Origin of the sequence: Bradyrhizobium sp. MOS001 (assembly GCF_004634465.1) — a bacterium.
GTDB lineage: Bacteria > Pseudomonadota > Alphaproteobacteria > Rhizobiales > Xanthobacteraceae > Bradyrhizobium > Bradyrhizobium barranii.
Genome location: NZ_SPVJ01000011.1, coordinates 48,167 through 73,308 on the forward strand (window position 1 = coordinate 48,167; position 25,142 = coordinate 73,308).

At 64.3% G+C, this 25,142-nt stretch carries 24 protein-coding genes; 15 read left to right on the forward strand and 9 right to left on the reverse strand.

Annotation, left to right across the window (positions count from 1 at the left end; genetic code table 11):
* The first annotated feature begins 22 nt into the window (after positions 1–22).
* The 5 genes from CT676_RS17035 (at position 23) to CT676_RS17055 (ending at position 4,680) form a co-directional block, all read left to right on the forward strand.
* On the forward strand, positions 23–319 hold the full coding sequence (locus CT676_RS17035) for a gamma-butyrobetaine hydroxylase-like domain-containing protein (RefSeq protein ID WP_085399439.1): 297 nt from the start codon (positions 23–25) through the stop codon (positions 317–319).
* A gap of 223 nt (positions 320–542) precedes the next feature.
* Entirely contained in the window at positions 543–1,316 is a 774-nt protein-coding gene (locus CT676_RS17040; protein WP_085399404.1) for a Crp/Fnr family transcriptional regulator, read from the forward strand.
* A 165-nt stretch (positions 1,317–1,481) separates the two neighbouring features.
* A complete protein-coding gene (locus CT676_RS17045; RefSeq protein WP_085399403.1) occupies positions 1,482–2,903 on the forward strand; it encodes an ABC transporter substrate-binding protein in 1,422 nt (473 codons plus the stop codon).
* A complete protein-coding gene (locus tag CT676_RS17050; protein WP_135214998.1) occupies positions 2,900–3,811 on the forward strand; it encodes an ABC transporter permease in 912 nt (303 codons plus the stop codon). Before CT676_RS17045 ends, CT676_RS17050 begins: the two co-directional genes overlap by 4 nt.
* Positions 3,808–4,680 carry an ABC transporter ATP-binding protein gene (locus CT676_RS17055; RefSeq protein WP_085400672.1) on the forward strand — a complete coding sequence of 291 codons (873 nt, stop codon included), beginning with the start codon at positions 3,808–3,810 and terminating at the stop codon, positions 4,678–4,680. Before CT676_RS17050 ends, CT676_RS17055 begins: the two co-directional genes overlap by 4 nt.
* A 206-nt stretch (positions 4,681–4,886) precedes the next feature.
* On the opposite strand, the gene CT676_RS17060 is transcribed toward CT676_RS17055, so the two are convergent.
* The 7 genes from CT676_RS17060 to CT676_RS17090 all read right to left on the reverse strand — a co-directional run bounded on the left by CT676_RS17060 (position 4,887) and on the right by CT676_RS17090 (position 11,176).
* Entirely contained in the window at positions 4,887–5,945 is a 1,059-nt protein-coding gene (locus tag CT676_RS17060; RefSeq protein ID WP_038941923.1) for a putative sulfate exporter family transporter, read from the reverse strand.
* Positions 5,946–6,055: 110 nt separating this feature from the next.
* On the reverse strand, positions 6,056–6,274 hold the full coding sequence (locus CT676_RS17065) for a hypothetical protein (protein WP_063984492.1): 219 nt from the start codon (positions 6,272–6,274) through the stop codon (positions 6,056–6,058).
* A 165-nt stretch (positions 6,275–6,439) separates the two neighbouring features.
* Complete coding sequence (locus CT676_RS17070) at positions 6,440–7,153, reverse strand: ABC transporter ATP-binding protein (RefSeq protein WP_085400670.1); 714 nt, start codon at positions 7,151–7,153, stop codon at positions 6,440–6,442.
* Entirely contained in the window at positions 7,150–7,905 is a 756-nt protein-coding gene (locus tag CT676_RS17075) for an ABC transporter ATP-binding protein (RefSeq protein ID WP_085400669.1), read from the reverse strand. The genes CT676_RS17070 and CT676_RS17075 overlap by 4 nt, the downstream gene beginning before the upstream one ends.
* A gap of 2 nt (positions 7,906–7,907) precedes the next feature.
* Entirely contained in the window at positions 7,908–8,927 is a 1,020-nt protein-coding gene (locus CT676_RS17080) for a branched-chain amino acid ABC transporter permease (protein ID WP_085400667.1), read from the reverse strand.
* Positions 8,924–9,826: a branched-chain amino acid ABC transporter permease gene (locus CT676_RS17085; protein ID WP_085400665.1), complete on the reverse strand. Its 903-nt coding sequence runs from the start codon at positions 9,824–9,826 to the stop codon at positions 8,924–8,926. The genes CT676_RS17080 and CT676_RS17085 overlap by 4 nt, the downstream gene beginning before the upstream one ends.
* A 90-nt stretch (positions 9,827–9,916) precedes the next feature.
* Positions 9,917–11,176: an ABC transporter substrate-binding protein gene (locus CT676_RS17090; RefSeq protein WP_085400663.1), complete on the reverse strand. Its 1,260-nt coding sequence runs from the start codon at positions 11,174–11,176 to the stop codon at positions 9,917–9,919.
* Positions 11,177–11,349: 173 nt separating this feature from the next.
* Between CT676_RS17090 and CT676_RS17095 the strand changes: the two genes are divergently transcribed.
* The 4 genes from CT676_RS17095 to CT676_RS17110 all read left to right on the forward strand — a co-directional run bounded on the left by CT676_RS17095 (position 11,350) and on the right by CT676_RS17110 (position 16,175).
* Positions 11,350–12,843, forward strand: a complete 1,494-nt coding sequence (locus tag CT676_RS17095) for an AMP-binding protein (protein ID WP_085400661.1) — start codon at positions 11,350–11,352, stop codon at positions 12,841–12,843.
* Positions 12,840–13,481 (forward strand): TetR/AcrR family transcriptional regulator, encoded by a 642-nt coding sequence (locus CT676_RS17100; RefSeq protein ID WP_071915527.1) that lies wholly within the window; start codon positions 12,840–12,842, stop codon positions 13,479–13,481. Before CT676_RS17095 ends, CT676_RS17100 begins: the two co-directional genes overlap by 4 nt.
* Positions 13,478–15,388, forward strand: coding sequence for an NAD(P)/FAD-dependent oxidoreductase (locus CT676_RS17105; RefSeq protein WP_085400659.1), 1,911 nt, complete (start codon positions 13,478–13,480; stop codon positions 15,386–15,388). Before CT676_RS17100 ends, CT676_RS17105 begins: the two co-directional genes overlap by 4 nt.
* Positions 15,389–15,539: 151 nt before the next feature.
* Positions 15,540–16,175: a DsbA family protein gene (locus CT676_RS17110; protein WP_135214999.1), complete on the forward strand. Its 636-nt coding sequence runs from the start codon at positions 15,540–15,542 to the stop codon at positions 16,173–16,175.
* A gap of 3 nt (positions 16,176–16,178) precedes the next feature.
* On the opposite strand, the gene ald is transcribed toward CT676_RS17110, so the two are convergent.
* Positions 16,179–17,294 (reverse strand): alanine dehydrogenase, encoded by a 1,116-nt coding sequence (gene ald, locus CT676_RS17115; RefSeq protein WP_085400655.1) that lies wholly within the window; start codon positions 17,292–17,294, stop codon positions 16,179–16,181.
* 141 nt (positions 17,295–17,435) lie between these two features.
* Between ald and CT676_RS17120 the strand changes: the two genes are divergently transcribed.
* The 6 genes from CT676_RS17120 (at position 17,436) to CT676_RS17145 (ending at position 24,815) form a co-directional block, all read left to right on the forward strand.
* Positions 17,436–17,915, forward strand: coding sequence for an Lrp/AsnC family transcriptional regulator (locus tag CT676_RS17120; RefSeq protein WP_028150288.1), 480 nt, complete (start codon positions 17,436–17,438; stop codon positions 17,913–17,915).
* A 143-nt stretch (positions 17,916–18,058) separates the two neighbouring features.
* Positions 18,059–18,550 (forward strand): (2Fe-2S)-binding protein, encoded by a 492-nt coding sequence (locus tag CT676_RS17125; protein ID WP_085400654.1) that lies wholly within the window; start codon positions 18,059–18,061, stop codon positions 18,548–18,550.
* Positions 18,547–19,563 carry a xanthine dehydrogenase family protein subunit M gene (locus CT676_RS17130; protein WP_085400652.1) on the forward strand — a complete coding sequence of 339 codons (1,017 nt, stop codon included), beginning with the start codon at positions 18,547–18,549 and terminating at the stop codon, positions 19,561–19,563. The genes CT676_RS17125 and CT676_RS17130 overlap by 4 nt, the downstream gene beginning before the upstream one ends.
* Before the next feature lie 7 nt (positions 19,564–19,570).
* Positions 19,571–21,775 (forward strand): xanthine dehydrogenase family protein molybdopterin-binding subunit, encoded by a 2,205-nt coding sequence (locus CT676_RS17135; protein ID WP_085400651.1) that lies wholly within the window; start codon positions 19,571–19,573, stop codon positions 21,773–21,775.
* 97 nt (positions 21,776–21,872) lie between these two features.
* Positions 21,873–24,230, forward strand: a complete 2,358-nt coding sequence (locus CT676_RS17140) for an Orn/Lys/Arg decarboxylase N-terminal domain-containing protein (RefSeq protein ID WP_085400649.1) — start codon at positions 21,873–21,875, stop codon at positions 24,228–24,230.
* Between the two features lie 6 nt (positions 24,231–24,236).
* The gene (locus CT676_RS17145; RefSeq protein WP_167768071.1) at positions 24,237–24,815 is read left to right on the forward strand and encodes a GNAT family N-acetyltransferase; all 579 of its coding nucleotides are present in this window, start codon (positions 24,237–24,239) and stop codon (positions 24,813–24,815) included.
* Between the two features lie 3 nt (positions 24,816–24,818).
* Here the strand turns inward: CT676_RS17145 and CT676_RS44055 are convergent, their stop codons facing one another.
* Positions 24,819–25,031: a hypothetical protein gene (locus tag CT676_RS44055; RefSeq protein ID WP_028150282.1), complete on the reverse strand. Its 213-nt coding sequence runs from the start codon at positions 25,029–25,031 to the stop codon at positions 24,819–24,821.
* Positions 25,032–25,142: the final 111 nt, after the last annotated feature.

Consider the following 25,142-nt stretch of genomic DNA (forward strand, 5'->3'; position numbering starts at 1 on the left):
AAGCTGGAGGTTCGTCATGACCATGACCTTGGTGGCGCCGACTGTGGCGGCCTATGAAGCCAGCGCCGATCTCGCGACGCTCGTCGTGCGCACCACGCAGGACGACGTGGTCGGGATCGCTGCCGAGCAGCTCCGACTCTCCTGCAAATGCGCCCATTGCACCCGTGCCCGCTTCGACGATCGCTTCCCCGAACGCTTTCCCGGCATCGCCATCACCGAGATCGGCGATCTCGGCTACGGGCTGAACATCTCGTTTTCGGATGGGCATAACAGGGGGATTTATCCGAAGCCGTATCTGCTGAGCTTGGCGGGGCGGTAAGCCTCGATCCCGCTACACGCACACCGCTGTCATTCCCCGCGAAAGCGGGGAATCCAGTACGCCGCGGCCCCTCCGTATGTCACTGAAGTCTCTGGAATACTGGATCGCCCGCCTTCGCGGGCGATGACAGCGGAGTGAATGGCGGCGGCCTGCCACGAGCTCCCCCCATCTGGCACGGACATTGCTCCTCTTTAGAACGATTTGAACGTTCCGGAGGCAGACGATGTTGCAGGCGGCGAATGCGGTTCGCGGGACGGTTCCCGCAACGGTCCGGCCTGCCGGCGGCTCCTCGCTGCTGCTGACCGAGAACCAACAATGGATCGGCGGACCGCCGCCGCTGATGGACAAGCTGTCACCGCGCGAGCGGGAGCTGGTGCTGAAGCAGGGCCGGCGAAAGGTGCTCAACCGCGGCCAGACGCTGTTCAGCCAGGGCGGCAAGCATGACGGCATCTGGCTGATCGAGAGCGGCCGCATCCGCGTGTTCTACACTTCGCCGCTCGGACGCGAGATCACGCTGGCCTATTGGCACGTCGGCAATTTCGTCGGTGGGCCCGAAGTGTTCGAGGGCACCGTGCATCAATGGTCCGGCGTCGCATCCAGCAATTGCAGCGTCGTGCACCTGCCCGGAAAGGAACTGCGGTCCCTTGCCGTGGAGATCCCGAACCTCGCCATCGGCCTCATTGAAGGCCTTACCTTCAAGGGCAAATGCTATTCGGCGCTGGCGCAAATGCTGGGAACACGTTCGATCACCCAGCGCCTCGCGCATCTTCTGCTGCATCTGGTCGAGCTCTACGGCGTCGAGGATGCCGACGGCCGGGTGATCGCGGCGGCCTTCACCCATGCCGACATCGCCCACATGGTCGGCGCGACCAGGCAATGGGTCACGATCAGCCTGAAACGGATGCAGGAGAAGGGAATCGTCGTCACCAAGCGCTCGCAGATCGTGGTGTGCCGGGCCGACGCTCTCGAGGAGATGCGCGGCCAGAGCGGCGACTAGGGTCGATGCACAGGCAAGTGGCTTTATAGTGCAGGACTGCCCAAGGAGTATGCAATCAGCTTTTCCCGGCAACTAATCGACTGCGGCGGTCACTCCGGATTTGCCCTGCCCGCGGCCTCACCCAATCATGGCAACCACAGCACATCCAACCGAATGAGGATGAGAATGGTCCGCCATCTTCCCACGCTCTCGATCGCGATGTCGGTGACCTCGCTGGCGCTTCTGATCGCGCAGCCGGCCCTGGCGGAAACCGTCACCCTCGGCATCGGAACGCAGGACACCACGACCAACACGGTGACCGCCGGCGTCGTCATCCGGCAGCTGCATCTCCTCGAGAAATATCTGCCGAAGGACGGCAAATACGCCAATATCAAGTTCGAGCTGGAGTGGCAGAACTTCACCTCAGGCCCGCCCGTCACCAATGCGATGATGGCGAACAAGCTCCAGATCGGCATGATGGGCGACTATCCGCTGATCGTGAACGGCTTCACCTTCGAGAGCAATCCGGAGAGCAAGAGCCGCCTGATCGGCGTGGCCGCCTACAGCCTGTCTGGCTCCGGCAACGGGCTCGTGGTCCACAAGGACTCGCCCTATTACGATCTCGCCGATCTCAAGGGCAAGCTCGTCAGCGTGCCGTTCGGCTCGGCCGCGCACGGCATGGTGCTGAAGGCGATGCAGGACCGCGGTTACGCCTCCGACTTCTTCCAGCTCGTCAGCCAGAGCCCGGAGGTCGGCTCGACCAATCTCCAGGAGAAGAAGATCGACGCGCACGCCGACTTCGTCCCCTTCGCCGAGCTGCTGCCGTTCCGCGGCTTTGCGCGAAAAATCTTTGACGGCGTTGAGACCAACCTGCCGACCTTCCACGGCATCGTGGTCCGCACCGATTTCGCCGAGAAATACCCCGAGGTCATCGTTGCCTACTTCAAGGCGCTGATCGCCGCCAACCAGTGGCTGCGCGACGATCCGAAGCTCGCGGCCGAAAAGATCCAGGAGTGGACCGGCATCAACAAGGAAGTCGTCTATATCTTCCTCGGTCCCAGCGGCAACATGACCACCGATCCCACGGTGAAGCCGGCGCTGATCGATGCAGCCGCGACCGACGTCAAGGTTTTGCAGAATCTCGGCCGCATGAAGGAGTTCGATCCGAAGAAGTGGGTGGATGATTCCTACATCCGCAAGGCCTATGCCGAGATGAAGCTCGACTATGACACCCAGCTTGCGAGCACCAGAAATTACGAGATCGCGGGCGAAGATTCCTTCTGCAAGAAGCCGATCACCGACCCGCGCAAGGCCGGCGAGGTCTGGGTCGACGAAGCCGGCATCCTGCCGTTTGCGTCCGCAGCGTGCACGTTAGGGGCCTATGCCGACTACAAGGCCAAGGGCAAGAAGATCAACGTCGCCTACGTCTTCGACACCACCCGTGGAATCAAGCTGTTCGCCGACCAGGCCTTCTTCGCGGTCGGCAACGGCGAGGTCGCGCCGTTCCTGCTGAAGAAGGACGCCGAAGCCCATGCCGCCAAGATCAATGGCAAGGTGCTCGGCTTCGACGACGCGGTGAAGGCGGCGGTCGGCGGAGGCAAGACGTGAGCAGTCCCGCCCTCGCCAGACATCCCGAGGACAGCATGCCGGCAGCAACTGCAATCGCCGAGGCGGGCCCCGTGCCCGCCCCCTTCCCGCCCGCGACACCGCCTTCCTTCGGCACGCTTGCGCTGCGCTGGTACCGGCTCAATCGAGCGGGGCTACGCGCGACGGCGATCGGCATCATATCGCTGCTCGCCTTCCTGCTGGTCTGGCACCTGCTCACGACCTATCGCGTCGTGTTCTTCGTGCGCTTCACCAACGTGCCCTCGCCGCTCGCGGTCTATGCGAGCTTCACCAAGGCGATCCACGATCCGAAATTCCTGCTGCACATCCTCTTGAGCTGCCGGCGCATCTTGTTCGGCTTCTCGCTCGCGGCGGTGGTCGGCGTGCCGCTCGGCCTGATCATGGGCCGCTTCAAGCTGGTGCACGAAATCATCTTCCCGGTCGCCGAGGTGCTACGGCCGATCCCGGCAATCGCCTGGGTGCCGATGGCAATCATGCTTTGGCCGACCAACGAGCAGAGCATCGTCTTCATCACCTTCCTCGGCGCATTCTTCCCGATCCTGGTCAACACGCTGCATGGCATGTCGCTCGTCGACCCCGTGCTGGTGCGCGCCGCGCAATGTCTCGGCGCGCGCGAGCGCTCGATCTTCCGCGAGGTGTATTTTCCGGCTTCGATGCCGCACATCTTCACCGGCCTCACCGTCGGTATGGGCGTGGCCTGGGTGTCGCTGATCGCCGCCGAGATGATCTCGGGCCAGTACGGCATCGGCTACTTCACCTGGGAGGCCTATTCCCTTGTCCAATATGCCGACATCGCGGTCGGCATGATCGCGATCGGCGTGCTTGGCCTTGGATCGAGCCTGCTTATCAGGGGCGCCGGGCAGTTGGTGATGCCGTGGAGGCTAAAATGAACGAAATCCTGACCAAAGCACCGCAAGGCCATATCGAGGTCAGGAATTTCTCCCTCAGCTATGAGAGCATCGAGGGACCTGTGCAGGCCGTCACCGATACGCAGATTCATGTGAAGCCCGGCGAGTTCGTCTCGATCGTCGGGCCCTCCGGCTGTGGAAAGTCGACGCTGCTCAATGCTGTCGCCGGCTTCCTCAAGCCGACCACCGGTGTAGTCACGGTCGACGGCGAGCGGGTCAACGGCCCCAGCGCCGAGCGCGGCATGGTATTTCAGCAATATTCGCTGTTTCCGTGGAAGACGGTGCGGGAGAACGTCGAGTTCGGCCTGAAGATGCGCGGCATGGCGCGCTCCCAGCGCGAGCGCGCCGCGCGCACGCTGCTCGGGCTCGCGGGGCTCGAAGCGTTCGAAAAGCATTATCCGGAAAAACTCTCCGGCGGCATGAAGCAGCGCGTCGGCATCGTCCGCGCGCTCGCGACGGGACCGAAGGTGCTGCTGCTCGACGAGCCGTTCGGCGCGCTCGACGCGCAGACGCGCGTGATCATGCAGCAGATCCTCACCAACATGTGGCAACGGCTGAAGATCTCGGTGCTGTTCGTCACCCACGACATCGACGAAGCCATCTTCCTCTCCGACCGCGTCTACTGCATGACCGCCCGCCCCGGCTCGATCAAGGCGGAGATCCCGATCCCGCTGGAGCGGCCGCGGCAGCAATCGATGATGATGTCGTCGGAGTTCCTGGCGCTCCGCCGCGGCCTGATGTCACTGATCCGCGAGGAGAGCCTGAAGGCGATGGGCGGCGAGATCAGCGACATGGGCATGCAAGGGCTTAACATCGAGCTGCATGGGCATTCGCTGGCGGATGTGATCTAGTCGCCCCATCTCGACGATTGCGCTCTTACTTCCCTTCTCCCCTTGTGGGAGAAGGTGCCTTGCCGAAGGCAAGGCGGATGAGGGGTCTGCTTCGGCAAACTCCCCTCTCATTTCGGACTCGCGGATAGAACCCCTCATCCGGCGCTTCGCGCCACCTTCTCCCACAAGGGGAGAAGGAAGAGGAGTTCGCAGTCGCTGTGCTCCCCTCACTTGAACCAGTGCACCAGCGCGATGCTGATGCCGAGGAGCAGCATCAGCGACAGTGTCACGGCAGCCGTCACCCGGCCCCCGACATTCGCCAGCACCTTCACGTCGACGCCGAGGCCGAGCGCGGCCATCGAGACCACCGTCAGGAAGCTCGTGATCTTCGTCACCGGCCCGACCACCGTGCCCGGCACGATCTCCAGCGAGCGCAGGGTCGCCAGCGCAAGAAAGCCGAGGATGAACCAGGGGACCAGGCGGAAGAAGCCGACATTGGATTTCTTGGCGCCGGTCTGCCAGCGCGAGGCGACCAGGGAGAGACCGACGACGACGGGCCCGAGCATCAACACGCGCATCAGCTTCACGAGCGTGCCGATCTGCGTCGAGACGAGCCCGGCCGGGACCGTTGCCGCAAGCACCTGCGGCACGGCGTAGACGGTGAGGCCTGCGAGGATGCCATATTGCGTGGCCGACAATTGCAGCAGCGGAATCAGCAGCGGCAGGCCCAGCACCATCATCACGCCGAGGATCGCCGTAAAGGAAATCGAGGACGCGATCTCGTCGTTGTTGGCGCCGATGATCGGCGCCACGGCGGCGATCGCGGAATTGCCGCAGATGGAATTGCCGCAGGCGATCAGGATCGAGAGCCGCGTCGACAGGCCCAGCATGCGACTGAGGCCGAAGGAGACGCAGAGCGCGATCACGACGACCGCGGCGATCGATGCCAGCAGCGCCACGCCGGAAGCCGCGATGGCGGCGAAGCTGATCGAGGCCCCCAGCAGCATGACCGCAACTTCGAGCAGCTGCTTGGCGCTGAAGGCGATGCCGGCCTGCCAGCGCGGCGCCGGTTTCCAGAAGCTGCGCAGCGCCATCCCGAGCAGGATCGCCATCACCAGCGCTTCGACATAGGGGTGCTCGAAGACACCCAGCTCGGCCCGTTCGAGCAAGGCCGAGATACCGGCCACGGCGATGCACAGGAGGATTCCCGGAATCAGCGCCGCAATACGGCTCACGACAGTGGTAGGCTTGGCGTCGGCCGGGTTGGATGCTTGATTCTGCGACACAAATCTCTCCCAGAGGAGAAATATTTATACGCAGTGCTGGCCGATTGGGGAATAAGTTTTCAGCATATCAGGGCCGAGGGAAGTTCTATCCTCAGCCCGGAATAATCGGCTCAGAAGATCAGGCTTTTGGCGAGCGAGGCGACGCGGCTGAAGCTGTCATAGACGCCCGGCTCAAAGAAGGCCGCACGCGCGAGCACGATCCCCGCGACCAGCGACCAGAACACCGTGGTGCCGGCCCGCAACAGGAGCTTTGACGCGCGCGATCGCGGCTGGGTGTCCGTTGCGGACACCAGCTGCTCGCCGAAGGGCTCAAATCCAGTGCGTTCCATGGCTACGCCGATCCATCAAATTCTGAATGGAATGTCGTCGTTTCGGCCCCAAACGGCAATGGAAGCGATTGGCGTTTTTGGCCCTCGATGGGGAAACTCCTTCCGTCTGGCGAACCCGAGGCAATAGTTTTCTTCTTTGGGCCGGTTTGGCGGTCCGGAACCCGGTTAAAGCGCCAGATAGCGGCGACGGATCGCGTCGTTGGCCTTCAGCTCGTCGATTCCGGCGGCATAGACGATCTGGCCCTTGTCGATGACAGTGGCGTGGCTCGCAAGCCCCAGGCAGAAATGCATGTTCTGCTCGGCGATCAGCACGGTCGATCCGAGCTGTCGGAGCTGCCGCAACAGCTCGCCGATCCGCTGCACGATGATCGGCGCGAGGCCCTCGCTCGGCTCATCGAGCAGCAACAGCGCCGGGTTGCCCATCAGCGTGCGCGCGATGGCGAGCATCTGTTGCTCCCCGCCCGAGAGACGTCCGGCGATGCGATGGCGCAGCGGCTCCAGCAGCGGGAAGACGTCGTAGATCCGCTTGATCGGCCACTCGTCCTGGCCTTCCGGCCCCTTCTTGCGACCGATGACGAGATTGTCCTCGACCGTGTGCTCCGGAAAGATCTGGCGATCCTCCGGCACGAAGCCGAGACCGGCGCGCGCGATATGGTGCGGCCTCTGGCCCGAGATCACCGCGCCGCGCAGGCTGATCCTGCCCCGCCGCGGCGGCGCCAGCCCCATGATCGCCTTCATGGTCGTCGATTTGCCCGCGCCATTGCGGCCCAAAAGCGCCATGGTCTCGCCCTGCCGCACCGAGAGGCCGACGCCGAACAGTATCTGGCTGGTGCCGTAGTAGACGTCGAGATCGGCGACTTCGATAATGGTCGCGCTCATGCGGCGGCCCCCGCATGTTCAGTGCCGAGATAGGCCTCGATCACGGCGCTGTTGCTTCGGATTTCGTCGGGCGTGCCGGTCGCGAGGATGCGGCCGTAGCAGAGCACGACGATCTTTGGGGCGATCTTGAACACGATGTCCATGTCGTGCTCGATGAAGACGACGGTGATTTTCTGCGTCTCCCAGAGCTCGCGCACCTTGTCGATCATGCGCCAGCGCTCTTCCGGGCCCATGCCGGCAGTCGGCTCGTCCAGCAGCAGAACCTTTGGTTCGAGCACCAGAGCGAGCGCAATGTCGAGCAGCTTCTGGTCGCCATGCGACAGCGTTGCGGCCGTGCGATTGCGCTTTCCCGCGAGGCCCAGCAGCTCCATCACGTGCTCGGCGCGGTCGCGCGTCTCGGGCAAGGGAAAGCGCTTGTGCAGCACCGCGGACGAGCGCTGGTCGGCGCTGACGGCGGCAAGCATGGTCTCCTGCACCGTCAGCGATTTGAAGATGCTCGCGACCTGGAAGGCGCGGCCGATGCCGTGCCGCACGATCTCCGGCGGCGAGCGGCCGGCGAGATCGATGCCGTCGAGCAGCACCTGGCCGGAATCCGGCCTCAAGGCGCCGGTGATCAGGTTGAAGAACGTGCTCTTGCCGGCGCCGTTCGGGCCGATCACCGCCGTGAGCGAACCGTCGGGGAAGTCGAGCGTGACGTCGTTGGTCGCCTTCACGCCGCCGAAGGATTTTGCGAGGTTGCGGATCTCGAGCATCGCTAGCGCCCCTCGCCTGCGTCACGCCGGTGCGCGAACCAGTCGGCAACGAAATCCAGCAGGCCTTTGCGCAGGCCCAGCGCGAAGAACAGGATGACCACGCCGAGCACGATGCCGTGGTATTCGGTGAAGCGCGTGACGGTGTCGTTGAGCAGAAGCAGCAGCACGGTGCCGACCATCGGCCCCAGGAAGGTCGAGACGCCGCCGAGCATGTTGATGAAGATGCCCTCGCCCGAGATCGTCCAATAGGCGAATTCCGGATAGGCACCGGAGACGAACAGCGCCATCACCATGCCCCCCATCGACGCAAACAATGCCGCCAGCACGAAGACTGTCAGCTTGGCCCGCCAGACGTCGATGCCGAGGAAGCTTGCGCGCGCGGCATTGTCGCGGATCATGCGCAACGTGTAACCGAACGGCGATTGCGCGATCTGGCGCATCGCGAGCAGGCCGAGGATGAGAAGCGCGCAGCTCGCGACATAGAGATGGATGTGGTTCGCAAGATTGATGCCGAGGAATGTGGGGCGCGGAATGCCGCCACGCAGGCCCTGGTCGCCGCCGGTGAAGGAGGCCCAGGACAGGATGGTCGAGTGGATCAGCATCTGAAACGCGAGCGTGACGAAGGCGAAATAGATATCCTTCAGCCGCACGCAGATCGCGCCGATGACGGCGGCGATTACCGCCGTGATCGCCAGCGTCGCGACGAAGGCCACGGGAATCGGCACGCCCAGCTTCTGCATGATCAGGCCAAAACTGTAGGCGCCAAGGCCGAAGAACATGCCGTGGCCGAACGAAGTCAGGCCGGTGTAGCCGACCAGCAGGTTCAGCGAGGTCGCGAACAGGCCGTAAGCCGAGCAGCGGATGACGAAATCGAGCAGCGCCTTGCTGCCGGTGAACAGCGGCAGGCTCGCCAGCACGGCAAAGGCGACGAGCGCAATCAGGACGTCGCGATAGCGTTGCAGCGCCACACCGCTACGCACCGGCGCCAGCGTCTCGGCGCGTCCGGCCTCGAGCTCGGTCATGCCGCCTCCTTGCCGAACAGGCCGGTGGGCTTGGAGACCAGCACGATCACCATGAACAGGTACATCAGGCCTTCCGTGAACAGGGGAAAGCCGAGCGAGCCGAAGGAGCGGATCAGACCGATTAGCAGCGCTCCGATCAGAGCGCCCAGGATCGAACCCATCCCCCCGATCACGGTGACGATGAAGGATTCGATCAGTACCGAAAATCCCATGCCGGGTGTGAGCGAACGCACGGGCGCCGCGAGCGCGCCGGCAAGGCCCGCCAGCATGCCGCCGAGCGCGAACACGCCCCCATAGATCAGACCGGTATTGATGCCGAGCGCCGAGACCATGCCGGGATTATGTGCCGCCGCCCGGATCACCTTGCCGATACGGCTGCGCGACAATCCGATGCCGAGCACGATCGCTGCGACGAGCGCGACGCCGATCAGCAGCAGGTAATAAGGCGGCACTACGCCGCCGGCGATGAACAGCGGCATCACCTGGAATGCCGCGGGCATGCCCATCGACCTGAATTCCGGCCCCCAGATGATGCGCACGACATCGTCGAAGATCAGCACGAAGGCGTAGCAGACGAGCAGCTGCATCAGCACGTCGGCGCCATAGACGCGGCTCATGAAGACGCGCTCGAAGATCATACCGAGAATCGCGGTCCCAGCCGCGCCCGCGAACATCGCCAGCGCGAAGCTCCCGGTGAGCTGATAGGCCGTCATCGCGAAATAGGCGCCGAACATGTAGAAGGCGCCGTGGCTGAAATTGACGACCTTGAGCACGCCGAAGATCAGCGTCAGCCCGACTGCGACCAGGAACAGGAGCATGCCGATGATGAGGCCGCTGGTGGTTTGCGTCACCAGGCAGGCGGAACTGGAGAGGCAGCCGGCGAGCGCGTCGAGATCCACGGGAGCACTTTCATTGCGACGCGCCGGACTTGGCGCGGAGAACCAAATAAAAACGGCGGAGACGGTCGCCCGTCTCCGCCGCGCGTCACATCAGGTGTAGCCCTTGCTCTTCTTCCACTCGGCCTCGAGCTCGAAGATGGTCTTCCAGTCGCCGGCCTTGACCTCGGGCACGTAGGGCTCCTGCGGGATCGTGGTGCCCCAGCCGATCGCGTAGCCGACCAGCGTGTGGTCGTCGCCGCGCATTGTCACGGTGCCGTCGGCGCCGAACGGGCACTTGATGGTGAGGCCCTTCAGCACCTCCGCGATCTTCTTGCCGTCGGTGGTGTTGGCCTTCTTCGCGGCCTCGGCGAGGAACATCACGGCCGTCGCGTTCTGCCACGACCAGTTGGTCGGATATTCGTTGTACTTCGCCTTGTAGGCATCGCCCCAGGCCGCGTTCTCCGGCGTGGTCGGGAAGGTCTTGATGTAGCGGTTGCCGGAGTGGATACCCTTGGGCAGGTTCTTCACCACGGTGAGCGCGGTGTAGTCGGCCATGTTGACCGCGAACACCTCCATCTGGCCGAACATCGCATAGATGTTGGCCTGGTCGATATAGGAGGTGAGATCGCCGCCCCACAGGCAGGAGTACAGCGCCTGCGGCTTGGCCTGGAGGATCTTGGTCACGACTTCGGTGTAGTCGGGCTGGAACAGCTTTGGCCAGGACTCGCTGATGATTTCGACGTCGGGCGCAAAGCGCTTCAGGTACAGCGTGAACTCGCCGGTGGTGTCGCGGCCATAGGCATAGTCCGGCGAGCAGGTCGCCCATTTCTTCAGGCCCTTGGCTTTCGCGATCGAGGCGGCATAGCTGCCGCCGACGATGGAATCGTGGATGCCCTGGCGCACGCAACGGAACGCGTTCGGGATGTGCTGCTTCGGATCGGCCGTGAGCGAGGACGCTTCCGAACAGGTGTGGACGCAGAGCACACCGAGATCGCGCGCCACTTCGTGAACCGCAAACGATCCGGACGACGCCTCGCCGTCGATCAGCCACTCGCAACCATCGGTGTTGACGAGCTCGCGCGCGACGCGGGCGGCTTCCTGCGGCTGGCCCTTGGAGTCACGGATCACCATCTCGATCTGGCGGCCGGCAAGTCCGCCGGCGGCGTTGACCTTGTCGACCTCGAGCATCACCGCATTGCGCGACGACGTGCCGAGCTGCGCAACGCGGCCCGACAGAATCGTCGGCATGCCGATCTTGATCGTCTTGGCTTGCGCGCGCGCCACCCACGGTGCGGCAACACTCATCGCACCGGCGCCCATCAGCGCCAGCGTTGAACGGCGGCTGATGCCCGGCATGCGGGTTCTCGTCATTTTCCCCTCCCTCTTTCGGGTCGGCGTTTCCTGGTCCCTTGCCGGAGATCGTCTCGTCTCCGTGTTCCCAACAATTTCAGAGGCAGGGGGGTGACGTCAAGCCAAAGATGAATTACGAGTCATAATTCATCAAAGGAGGAAACGAGGCCGGTAATCGGCCCAAAACCCGCAAAATGATCAATCTTTCGAGCTTCATCACCTTTCATGCCCGGCGCACGCCGGACCGGCCCGCGCTGAAATATCGCGGCGAGGAGATCTCCTACGCCGATTTCGATGCGCGCATCCGGCAAGCGGCCGGCTGGCTCGCCGCGCAGGGCATCGGCGCGGGCGACGTCGTGGCCGTGCTGATGAAGAACAGCGCGGCGTTCCTGGAGCTCGTCTTCGCCACCAGTCATCTCGGCGCGGTGTTCTTGCCGATCAATTTTCGACTGTCGCGCGACGAGGTCGGCTACATCGCGGGCAATGCCGGCGCGCGGTTGTTGATCGTCGATGAGGAACTCGCCGCGAATGCAGCGGGCGCGAAGGTTGTCGTGCTGAACGAAGTTGCGCAGCAAAGCATCACGCACCTCGCGGGCGAGGCCGTGCCCGCGCCGATGCACGTCCGCGCACCGTCCGACCTGATGCGGTTGATGTACACCTCGGGTACGACCGACCGCCCCAAAGGCGTGATGCTCACTTACGATAATTTTTACTGGAAGTCCGCCGACCAGACGATCGCGCTCGGCATCGGTGCCGAGACGCGACTGCTCGTTGTCGGCCCGCTCTATCACGTCGGCGCGCTCGACCTGCCCGGCATCGCCGTGCTCTGGCACGGCGGCTTCATCCGCATCGAGCGCAATTTCGAGCCGGAGACCGCGCTTGCGGCGATCGCGGAGGACAAGCTGAACGCGGCATGGTTCGCGCCTGTGATGACCACCGCGATGCTCACCTGCCCCACCCGCGATCGCTACGACGTCTCCAGCCTGAGATGGGCGATCGGCGGCGGCGAGAAGACGCCGGAGGTGCGCATCCGCGCGTTCTCGGAGTTCTTCCGCAATGCGCGCTACATCGATGCCTATGGCCTCACCGAGACCGTCGGCGGCGACACTTTCATGGAAGCCGGCCGCGAGATCGAGAAGATCGGCTCGACCGGCCGCGCCATCGCCCATGTCGAGATCGAGATCCGTGACGAGGACGGCAAGACGCTGCCGCCGAACGTCAATGGCGAGATCTGTCTGCGCGGACCGAAAATCACGCGCGGCTATTGGAAGGATCCGGAGAAGACGGCGGCGGCCTTCTTCGGCGACTGGTTCCGCAGCGGCGATGTCGGCTATCTCGACGAGGAAGGCTTCCTGTACCTGACCGACCGCAAGAAGGACATGATCATCTCGGGCGGCGAGAACATCGCTTCCTCCGAAGTCGAGCGCGTCATCTACGACTTGCCCGAGGTGCGCGAAGTCGCGGTGATCGGCCTGCGCGATGCGCGCTGGGGCGAGCGGCCGGTCGCGATCGTCGTGCTGGCCGAAGGCGCGAGCCTTGCGCTCCCTGCCCTCACCGAGCACTGCCGTACGCGCCTGGCGAGCTTCAAGGTACCGAAACAGCTCGTTATCCGCGACGGCCTGCCGCGCAACCCGAGCGGAAAAATCCTCAAGCGCGTGCTGCGCGCCGAGCTGGAGACCTCTGAATGACGCAAGCGAATGCCAAGGTCACAAAGCTTAACCGCGTCGAGCGCAACGCCTGGACCAAGCAGAAGATCTTTGACGCCGCGACCAAGGTCGTCGGCAAGCATGGCTATGCCGAAGCCTCCGTCGCCCGCATCACGGAAGAAGCCGGCGTCGCGCAAGGCACCTTCTATAATCATTTCGAGAACCGCCAGGAACTGCTCGACCAGTTGCTGCCGAAGATCGGCCTCGACATGGTCGAGTTCATCCGCGCACGCACCGGCACCGCCGATGCCGCGCGGCAGGAGATCGCCCGCTTCTCCGCCTTCTTCGACTTTATCCGTGAGGTGCCGGAGTTCCTGCGCATCCTCAACGAGGCCGAATTCTTCGCGCCCATCGGCTACCAGAAACATCTCGACAACATTTCGGTCGCCTATGTCCGCATTTTGCGCCGCGCACGAGCGGCAGGCGCGATCGAGGATTACAGCGACGAGGAATTCGAGGCCATCGTCCACATGCTGATGGGCGCGCGCGGCTATCTCAGCCGCCGCTACTCCTATTCGGCCGGCGGCGTCACCGCCGTCCCCGACCACGTCATCTCCGCCTATCGCAAGCTGATGACGCGCGGCCTCTTCAGTGCATCCGGAGATCAGGACACGCCATGAACATCGCATCTCCACAAAAGCCGCTCGATCTCGTCTCCGCGATCGCCGAAGGCGATATCCGCTGTTTGCTGATGGTGCTGGTGCACATGACCGGCGATGAGCGCTGGCTCGAGCCGCCGTACTTGCCCAAGCGCGACATCCGCCTCATTCCCGATCCAGAAGCCGGCGTGCCCCGGGAGGTCCAGGACGAAATCCGTGCCGCAGTGGTCAAGCTGTTTGCCGGCGGCACGCCAAAACCCGTCATCACCGATCCCGGCGAAGAGCTGCTGCTCAAGATGATGCGCGCCTGCCTCGGCGAGAACGTCGCACCGGAATATGCACCGCTGATGCGCGAGGAGATGGGATTTGTAGCGCGCGAGCCGCAATGGACGAAGCGCCCCTCCGCCGAGAAGCTTGCCGGCCAGCACGTGCTGATCGTCGGCGCCGGCGTCTGCGCCATCGCGCTCGGCGTCGCACTCGGCCATCTCGGCATCCCCTACACCATCGTCGAGAAGAACGCCGAGCTCGGGGGCACCTGGTGGATCAACCGCTATCCCGGCTGCGGCGTCGATACGCCGAACCATTCCTATTCCTACTCGTTCGGCTCGGGCAATGCATGGACGCGCTATTTCTGCCAGCGCGAGGAGCTGCTTGCCTATCTGCTGAAGGTCGCCGAGGAATACGGCATCCGCGAGCATCTGCGGGTCAATACCGAGCTGACAGCGTCGCGCTGGGACGAAGGCAAGCGACGCTGGATCTCAACGCTGAAGACGAAGAGCGGCGAAGAAACCTTTGAATCCACCGCGCTGGTCTCGGCCATCGGCCAGCTCAACGATCCCTCTCGCGCCCGCTTCAAGGGCGAGGAAGACTTCAAGGGCACGATCCTGCATTCGGCCCTGTGGTCGGACGACATCAATCTCGACGGCAAGCATGTCGCCGTGATCGGGACCGGCGCGACATCGATGCAGCTGGTGCCGTCGATCGCCGGCCGCGTCGCGTCCGTCACGGTCTATCAACGCAGCGCGCAATGGGCGCGGCCCGTTAAGGGCTATTCCGATCCGATCAGCGACGGCGCGCGCTGGCTGCTCGCGCATCTGCCGTTCTATGTGCAGTGGTACCGCTTCAACATGTTCTGGCGCTATGGCGACGGCCTGTTGCCGTTCCTGCGCAAGGACCCGGCCTGGCCGCATCCGGAGCGCGCCGTCAACAAGGGCAATGACCGGCATCGCCAGGAGCTGACCGATTTCATCCTCACCGAGCTGAAGGATCGGCCCGACCTGATCGCCAAATGCGTGCCGACCTATCCGCCCTATGGCAAGCGCATCCTGCTTGACAACAACTGGTTCAGGACGCTCACGCGGGACAATGTCGAGCTCGTCACCGACACGATCGATCATTTCGATCGCGACGGCATCGTCACCGCAGACGGCGAGCACCGCCCCGCCGACATCGTCGTGGTCGCCACCGGCTTCAAGGTCACGGAGATGGCGGCGCGCCTCAACATCAGCGGCCGCGGCGGCAAGGATCTGCGCGAGGCCTGGGCCAACGACAACCCGACGGCGTTCCTCGGCCTCACCGTCCCGGACTTTCCGAACTTCTTCTGCATGCTCGGTCCGAACTCCGGCCCCGCCCATGGCGGCAGCGTCATCTTCCAGTCGGAATGCCAGAGCCGCTATATCTCCGCCTGCCTCGCCGACATGATTGAGCACGACGTCGCCGCCATCGACGTCCGCAGGGAGGTGCTGGACGACTACGTCCAGAAGGTCGATGCCGAGCACGAGGCGATGATCTGGACCCATACCGGCATGAGCACCTATTATCGCAATTCGAGCGGCCGCGTGTTTTCGGCGATGCCCTGGCGGTTCGTGGACTACTGGCGCATGACGCATGATCCGGATCTGGGGCAGTACAGGTTGACGAAGGCGTAAACCTCACCTCGTCGTCATTGCGAGCGCAGCGAAGCAACCCAGAATCTTTCCGCGGAGATACTCTGGATTGCTTCGCTGCGCTCGCAATGACGGAATTCGCGGGTTAATCTCCCGCACAACCGGGAGCGCCGTACGCCGAGGGAAGCCGCCAATGCCCAAGCCGCTTGTCCGCGTCTACACCGACTACAAGAGCCCTTACGCGTTCGTGGCCAACAAGCGGCTATTTTCGCTCGAGGAGGCGCACGGCGTCGAGCTCGAATGGCTGCCCTATACGCTGCGCGTCGCCGAATTCATGGGGACGGTCGAGGAGCGCACGCCGCATTTCTGGCGCAAGGTGCGTTACGCCTATATGGACGCGCGGCGCTATGCCAATGCGCAAGGGCTCGTCATGAAGGGGCCGCGTCGGATCTACGACGCCTTCTATTCCAGCGTTGGAATGCTGTTCGCACAGCGGCACGGCTTCTTCCGCCCTTATCACGACACGGTGTTCCGCAAATTCTGGAGCCATGAGCTCGAGATCGACGATCTCGCCGCAATCACGGACGTCATCACCGCGTGCGGCGGCTCGGCGAGCGAGTTCGAAGCCGACGTCAACGGCCCTGCCCGCACCGAGCACGACCGCATCATCGACGAAGCCGAAGCACTCGGCGTGTTCGGCGTGCCGACCATGGTGTTCAACGGCGAGCTGTTCTGGGGCGGTGATCGCATCGACATGCTGATCGAACGGATCGAGCGTCCGGAAACGATCGAGGCCGCGCTCGACAGCCGCCACCGCAAATCAGTGTAGCCGTCAAGCGGCGAGGCCGCTCTCGACCGGAGCAAATTCCAGCCCGAGGCTCTCGGCAACCGCCTTGTTGGTTATGCGGCCACGATGCACGTTCAGTCCGTTGCGCAAATGCGGATTTTCCAGGACTGCAGCAAAGCCCTTGTTGGCGAGCATCAGGCCGAATGGCAGCGTTGCGTTGTTCAGCCCCTGGCTCGACGTCACCGGCACCGCGCCCGGCATGTTGGCGACGCAATAATGCACGATGCCGTCGACCTGATAGGTCGGATCGGCGTGCGTGGTCGGATGCGATGTCTCGAAGCAGCCGCCCTGGTCGATCGCGACGTCGACCAGCACGGCGCCCGGCCGCATCGACTTGAGCATCGCGCGCGTGACGAGCTTTGGAGCGCTGGCGCCCGGCACCAGCACCGCCCCGATCACGACGTCGGCGGCGAACACCTCGTCCTCGACCGCTTCGATGGTCGAGAAGCGGGTGCGCACGCGCCCGAGAAACACATCGTCCAGCTCGCGTAGACGGGGAATCGAGCGGTCGATCACAGTGACTTCCGCACCGAGGCCCGCCGCCATGCGCGCGGCCTGCGTTCCCACCACGCCGCCGCCGAGCACGACGACGCGCGCCGGCTGCACGCCGGGCACACCGCCGAGCAGCACCCCGCGGCCGCCGGCCGATCGCTTGAGCGCGGCGCCGGCGGCTTCGACGGCGAGGCGGCCGGCGACTTCGCTCATCGGCGCAAGCAGGGGGAGGTGACCGGCCGCGTCGGTGACGGTCTCATAGGCGACCGCAGTGCAACCGGAAGCGAGCAGACCCTTGGCCTGTTCGGGATCCGGCGCGAGATGGAGGTAGGTAAAGAGGATCTGGCTTTCGCGAAGCTGGGCCCATTCGCTTTTCTGTGGCTCCTTCACCTTCACGATCATGTCGGAGCTGGCGAAGATGTCGCGGGCGTTCTCCGCGATCGCGGCCCCTGCCCGCTGGTACACCTCGTCGGACGCGCCGATGCCGCTGCCGGCGCCGGTCTCGACCGTCACCTGGTGCCCGGCCGCGACATATTCGCGGACCGCGCCCGGGGTGAGCCCGACGCGATATTCCTGCACCTTGATCTCCTTGGGCACACCGACGCGCATTTTGGGCTCCTTCCAACGTCCTGATTCACCCCGCCATCGTAGCGATCGGGCCAGTTTGGTTTCGTGCAAATATCCGCTAGCTTCGACCTCCCCGCGCCGGTTTCCGGCGTGCAAACGCCCTTTCACGCTGGAAACGAAACCTTGGCCCTCGACCGGAAAGATCTCGCCATCCTCGCGGAACTCACCACCAATGCGCGGGCCAGCCACACCGAGCTCGCCACCAAGGTCGGGCTATCAAGCACGGCGCTGGCGCGGCGGCAGAAGGCGCTGGAGGACGACGGCTACATCCAGGCATACCAAGCCGCGCTTGATTTGGCGCAGTTCGGCCTCACCACGACCGTGCTGGTGCGCATTGCGCTGGAGAGCCAGAGCGACGAGGCGCTGAAGGCGTTCGAGGCCGAGGTGGTGAAATGTCCGTCCGTCGTGCGCTGCTTCCTGATGTCGGGCACCGACGACTACATCCTGATCGTGCTCGCCCGCGACATCCAGGATTTCGAGCGCATCCACCGTACCGAGTTGTCGCGCCTGCCGCGCGTGGCGCGGGTCCAATCGAGCTTCGCGCTGCGCGAGATCGTCAACCGCGCGGTGCCGACGGTGGTCTTCGGCGAAGCCAAGCGCTGACACTGTGTCGCGGGCGCCATAATTCCCGGCAGGGAACCAAGCGGCCGATTGTAAGTTGGAGGCCATTGGCAAGCGGAGGCAACGGTGCCTCCGCGTCAGCTCGGCTGACGTCTCGGCTCAGTCGCCGTCGCAGGGAGCAGGACATGAGCGATGTCACGCACGAGATTCCCGAACGCATTCCAGTTCATATCGTCGTCAATGGCGTCGGCCACACGCTCGATCTCGTGCCCTGGACCACGCTTCTGGATGCCCTGCGTGACCATCTTGCGCTGACCGGCACCAAGAAAGGCTGCGATCACGGCCAGTGCGGCGCCTGCACCGTGCTGATCGACGGACGGCGCGTCAATTCCTGCCTGACGCTCGCCGTCATGAAGGACGGCGCCGAGATCACGACGATCGAAGGGCTTGCCAAGGACGGAACGCTTCATCCCGTGCAACAGGCGTTCATCGACCACGACGCCTTTCAGTGCGGCTATTGCACGCCGGGACAGATTTGCTCGGCGGCGGGCCTTTTGGCCGAAGGCCGCGCCCGGGATGCCGACGAGATCAGAGAGCTGATGAGCGGAAATCTCTGCCGCTGCGGCGCCTATCCGAACATCGTCGCCGCGATCCAGCAGGCAATGGGCCGGCCATGAACAACTTCCAATATTCCCGCGCCACCGACGTCGCCGATGCGATCCGCCTGCTGGCCGCCGATCCCGACGCCAAGCTGATTGCCGGCGGGACCAATCTGATCGACCTGATGAAGGAAAATGTCGAGCGGCCCTCCCGGCTGATCGACATCTCCCGCCTGCCGCTCCGCGACATCGAGGAGACGTCCGACGGAGGGCTGCGCATCGGCGCCTTGGTACCGAATTCGGACCTCGCCTACCATCCGCTTGTCGAGCAGCGCTACCCCCTGCTCGCCGGCGCCATCCTCGCCGGCGCTTCCGCGCAATTGCGCAATATGGCCTCCGTTGGCGGCAACCTGATGCAGCGCACGCGCTGCGCCTACTTTTATGACACGGCGACGCCCTGCAACAAGCGAGAGCCCGGCAGCGGCTGCTCGGCAATCGACGGCCTCAACCGCAACCACGCAATCCTCGGCACGAGCGCGTCCTGCATCGCGACCAACCCGTCCGACATGAGCGTCGCACTTGCCGCGCTCGGTGCGCTCGTGCACGTCGCAGGTCCCTCCGGCCAGCGCACGATCGCATTGGCCGATTTCCATCGACTCCCGGAGGACAAACCTCATGTCGATACAAATCTCGGCATCGGCGAGATCATCGCGGCCGTCGAACTTCCCAAGCATGGCTTTGCCCGTAACTACAGCTATCTGAAAATCCGCGACCGGCTGTCCTATGCTTTTGCTTTGGTCTCGGTCGCGGCCGCGCTCGAACTGGATGGCAACGCGATCAGCGAAGCCCGCCTGGCGCTCGGCGGCGTGGCTCACAAGCCCTGGCGCAGCCTTGAGGCCGAAGCGGCGTTGCGCGGCCAGGCAGCGACGCCGGACCACTTCTCGCGCGCGGCCGATCTGCTGCTGCACGGGGCAACGGCGCGCGCACATAACCGCTTCAAGATCGAGCTCGCACGCCGCACCATCGTGCGTACGCTGATACAGGCCGCGATCGCCACGCCACAATCACAGGCTCACAAGAAAATCGCGTGAGGGACCGATGAACGCCTATGTCGGAACGCCAACGTCCCGCGTCGATGGCCGCGCCAAGGTCACCGGAGCCGCCAAATATGCCGGCGAATTCCCGGCAGACGGCCTCCTCCATGGCTTCGTCGTCGAGGCCACGATTCCGCGCGGACGTATCGCTCGCCTCGACGCCAGCGACGCGCTGCAAGTGAAGGGCGTGGTCGACGTGCTTACGCATGCGCATCGTCCGCCCCTCGCCGACAATGACGATGCCTGGAAGGACGAGGTGGCGCCGGAGAAGGGCTCGCCTTTCCGCCCGCTCTATGACGACAGGATCTGGTTCAACGGCCAGCCGATCGCGCTCGTCGTGGCGGATGACTGGGAAACCGCCAAATTCGCCGCGACCCGCGTGCGCGTTGAATACGACCGGGAGGCATTTGCGACCGACCTCGAATCCGAACATGGCAAAGCCGGCAAAGTGGATCGGCCGCACAAGCCGCGCGGCAACGCCGCCGCAGCGCTGGCTGGGGCCGCTGTGCGGCACCAGGCGGATTACGTCCTGCCGACCGAGCACCACAACCCGATGGAGCTCTATGCGACCACGGTGGTCCGCGACGGCAGCGGCAGGCTTACCGTCTATGACAAGACGCAAGGTGTCCAGAACGTCCACAAATATCTATGCAGTGTGTTCAACAAGAAGCACGATGACCTCCGCGTGGTCTCGCCCTATGTCGGCGGTGCCTTCGGCTCCGGATTGCGGCCGCAATACCAGGTGGTGCTGGCGACGCTTGCCGCGCTCGAACTCAAGCGATCCGTTCGTGTCGTCCTGACACGGCAGCAGATGTACGGGCTCGGCTATCGGCCGATGACCATCGAGCGCGTCGCGCTCGGCGCAAGGCCCGACGGCACGCTCGATGCCGTCGCGCACGAAGCCACTGCTATGACCTCGCGCTACGAGGATTTTTCGCGCAATGACAGCGGCTGGGCGGAACAGCTGTACAAGAGCCCGAACAGCCTCTTCTCCCACAAGCTCGTCGATCTCGACGTCTCCACACCCTGCGACATGCGCGCGCCCGGCGCCGCCTCCGGCGTCTGCGCGCTCGAATGCGCCATGGACGAGCTGGCCGTCGCGCTCAAGCTCGACCCGATCGAGCTGCGATTGAAGTGCTATTCGGACCGCGACCAGAGTGAAGACCTGCCCTACACCAGCAAGCAGCTGCGCGAATGCTACGCCCGCGGCGCGGAAGCGTTCGGCTGGAGCCGGCGCAATCCTGCTCCGCGCTCCATGCGTGATGGCAAGGACCTGGTCGGTTGGGGCATGGCGACGGGGGTATGGGAGGCGCTTCAGATGCCGGTCGCCGTCCGCATCGTGTTGACGTCGAACGGCCATGCCGAGGTATCCTGCGCCGCGTCCGATATCGGCACCGGCACCTACACCATCGTGGCCCAGGTGGCCGCCGACGCCCTCGGGCTGCCGATCGAGAATATCGACGTGAGGCTTGCCGATTCGACCTTGCCGCAGGCCCCCGTCGAAGGCGGTTCCTGGATGGCGGCGTCGGCCGCGCACGCCGTGCTGGGCGCGGCCGAAGACATTCGCCAGGAGCTCGCACGGCTCGCCAAGGCGATGCCCGCCTCGCCCCTCGGCGGCGTCGATGCGCCCGATGTGATCCTGGTCGACGGCACGATCGCCAAGGCCGGCGACAAGGCCCGTGCCGTCTCGATCGCGGACGCGATGCGTCACGGCAAGCTCGAGCGGATCGAGAAGCAGAAGCTCAATCATTTCGCGGAGGACAAGTCGCACGCGCGCAACACCCATTCGGCGGTCTTCGCCGAGGTCAAGGTCGACGAAGACCTGGGCGTCATCCGCGTCACGCGCGTCGTGAGCGCGGTCGCAGCCGGACGGATCCTCAATACCAAGACCGGCCGCAGCCAGATCATGGGCGGCGTGGTCTGGGGCATCGGAATGGCGCTGCACGAGGAGACGGTGATGGATCACCGCTTCGGCAGGATCATGAACGCGAACATCGCCGAGTACCACATTCCCGTGAATGCCGACGTTCACGACATCGACGTCATCTTCGTCGACGAACCCGACGACCGGATCAACAAGCTGGGCGTCAAGGGCATTGGCGAAATCGGCATCGTCGGCGTACCTGCGGCGATCGCGAACGCAGTCTATCACGCCACCGGCAAGCGCATCCGGCGCTTCCCGATCACGCTGGACAAGTTGCTGGATTGATCGCCCGTCACACGATCCCCGCTGGATCGGGCGATTGTCATAGAACTGTCATCGAAAGTGCAGAGACCTGCCAGTCTCTGTAGATTCGGGACACACCATGGATTATTTCAAGCGCTTCAACTTCCTGTTCGCCGCACCTGTGTTCGACGCCGACGATCTGGAAGGCATCCGCTTCAACCAGATTATCGAGGAGATCCAGCGCTCCGGCTTCGAGGTCGTGAGGGCCCGCAGGTTGGAGGACGCGGAGATCGCGGTGCAGACCGACGCCGCGATCGGCTGCATGGTGGTGGACTGGGGCAAGAAGGGCCTCGAGGGGAAGACCTCGGCGCTGATCAACCTGATGCGGCGCCGCGGCCTCGACTTCCCGATCATCCTCCTGATCCGGCGCAAGCGCTTCGAGGATTTGCCGGTCGAGGTGCTCGACTTCATCGACGGCTATGTCTTCCTGTCCGAGGAGACGCCGACCTTCATCGCCAAGAATTTGATCAGCCGGCTCAAGCAATATGCCGAGACGCTGAAGACGCCGTTCTTCGGCGCACTGGTCGATTATGCCGAGGAAGGCAACCAGCTCTGGACCTGTCCGGGTCACAATGGCGGCGTGTTCTACAACCGCAGCCCGATCGGCCGGGTCTTCGTCGAGCATCTCGGCGAATCCGTGTTCCGCGACGACCTCGACAATTCCGTGCTCGACCTCGGCGACCTCCTCACCCACGAGGGTCCCGCGCTGAGGGCGCAGAAGGAAGCTGCCCAGATTTTCGGCGCGGAGAAGACCTATTTCGTGCTCAACGGCACCTCGACCTCGAACAAGGTCGCGCTCGGCGCCCTCGTCACCGACGGCGACCTCGTGCTGTTCGACCGCAACAACCACAAGGCCGCCCATCACGGCGCGCTGATGATCAATGGCGGCGTCCCGGTCTACGTCCCGACCATCCGCAATGCCTGGGGCCTGATCGGCCCGATGCGCTGGGACATGCTCGACGAAAAGGCCCTGCGCGAGGCGATCCGGAACCATCCGCTGGTGACGGACAAGGACGCCTGGCGCAAGGCGCGGCCGTTCCGCGTCGCCGTCGTCGAGCAGTGCACCTATGACGGCTCGATCCACAGCGCCGAGATGATCCTGAAGCGCATCGGCCATCTCTGCGAATACATCCTGTTCGACGAGGCCTGGGCCGGCTTCATGAAATTCCACCCGCTCTATGCCGGCCGCTTCGCCATGGGGCTGGCGAACCTTCCCCCCGAAGCACCCGGCATCATCGCGACGCAGTCTACCCACAAGCAGCTCGCGAGCTTCTCACAGGCCTCCCAGATCCACATCAAGGACCGCCATATCCGCGGCCAGAAGCGGCGCGTCGAACACCGCCGCTTCAACGAGAGCTTCATGCAGCACGCCTCGACCTCGCCGTTCTACCCGCTGTTCGCCTCCCTCGACGTCGGCGCGCAGATGATGAAGGGCCGCTCGGGCGAGGTGCTGTGGGACGACACGATCCGGCTCGGCATCGAGCTGCGCAAGAAGATCCGCGCCATGCGCCGGGAGTTCGAGGAGAAGGAGCAAAATCCGGATCGCCGCTGGTTCTTCGAGCCCTTCGTGCCCGATCGCGTCGCCATTCCCGACGTCAGCCGCCCCGGCGCCGCGCACAACGTCGCCTGGGAGACCCTCTCCACCGACGAGCTCGCCACCAATCCGGCGCTGTGGCAGCTCTCGCCAGATACCAACTGGCACGGCTTTCCCGATCTCGCGGAGGGCTTTGCCATGACCGACCCGAACAAGCTGACGCTGCTGACGCCCGGCTTCGATCGCACCACCGGCGCCTATGCCGAGCACGGCATTCCCGCGCCCGTGGTCGCGCAGTATCTGCGCGAAAACCGCATCGTCCCTGAGAAGAACGACCTCAACTCCCTGCTCTTCCTGCTCACTCCCGGCGTCGAGGCGAGCAAGGCCGGCACGCTGATCTCCGGGCTTGTCGCATTCAAAAGGCTGCATGACGACAACGCGTTGCTGGCCGACGTCATCCCTGAATTCTACCAGCGGCGGCAGGCGCGCTATGCCGGCGTGCGGCTGCGCGATCTCTGCGGCGACATGCACCGCTTCTTCCGCGCCGCCGATGTCAGCGCCCTCCAGGCCCGGCAGTTCATGCCCGAGCACATGCCCGAGATCGCGATGTCGCCGCGCGATGCCGCGCGCTATCTGTTCAAGAACGACGTCGACTATTTGCCGATCGAGGCGATCGCGGGCCGCATCGCCACCACGCCGTTCGTGGTCTACCCGCCCGGCATCGCCACCATCGTCCCCGGCGAGCGGCTGACGGAGCGGGCCAAGCCCATGGTGGATTATCTCAAAATGTTCGAAACCTGCTTCAACACGTTCCCGGGGTTCGATGTGGAAATCCAGGGCGTCTACAAGGAGATCGATGCACAGGGCCGCATCGGCCTCTATACTTACGTCGTTGCCGAGTAGGTGCCGATGAACGAAACAGCGATTGCGAGTACAGATGAAGAACCGGTTCTGGTCCGCCCCTCACGGGAGAGCGATGTCGAGGCGATGCTGGCGATCTACCGCCATCACGTCCGCAATGGCGTGCCGCGCGACGTCGAGGGAACCGGCGCGCCCGAACCGGACGATCTGCGCGACCGCCGCAAGAACCTGAAGCAGACCCGCCTGCCGCATCTGGTCGCGACCTATCGCGGCGAGGTGGTCGGCTATGCCTATGCGGTGCTGTTCCGCAAGCGCCCGGCCTACCGCTACACGGCCAAGCACTCGATCTACGTCCACCACGAGCATCTCGGTCGCGGCGTCGGACGGCTGCTGCTCCAGGGAATGATCGATGCGTGCGCGGCGGCCGGCTTCCGCCAGATGATCGGCTATATCGATGCCGACAACGCGCCCTCGCTGGCGCTGCACGAAAAGTTCGGCTTCGCGCGCGCCGGCGTGCTCTGCGGCGTCGCCTATCGCCACGGCCGCTGGTCGGACACGGTCATGGTGCAGCGATCGCTCGGCGCGGGCATCACCGCGCCGCCGACGCTAACGGCACCGGGCCGTTAAACCTTACGAGGGAAAGTCAGCCGGCTTGACCTGGATCCGGTCGGCATGCAGCGACCAGTGATGCAACGCCTGGTCCTTGCAAAACCTCGCCTTCGCCCGCTCCCTGGCTTCGTCCTCGTCGGTGGCGTCGATTTCGAGCGTGCCCTGGCAAACCTCGATCTGCCGGCCGTACTGGCCGAGCACGTCCTTCATGAACCTGACGACATAAGTTGACATGGGACCTCCTGCCTGCGCCAGCGTGCCCCGGCGGCACTTTAATCCCATTTAGCCTGAACCGGGAAAGGAGATTTTGACGCGGATCAAGATCGGTGACGGTTCCCGCCGCCA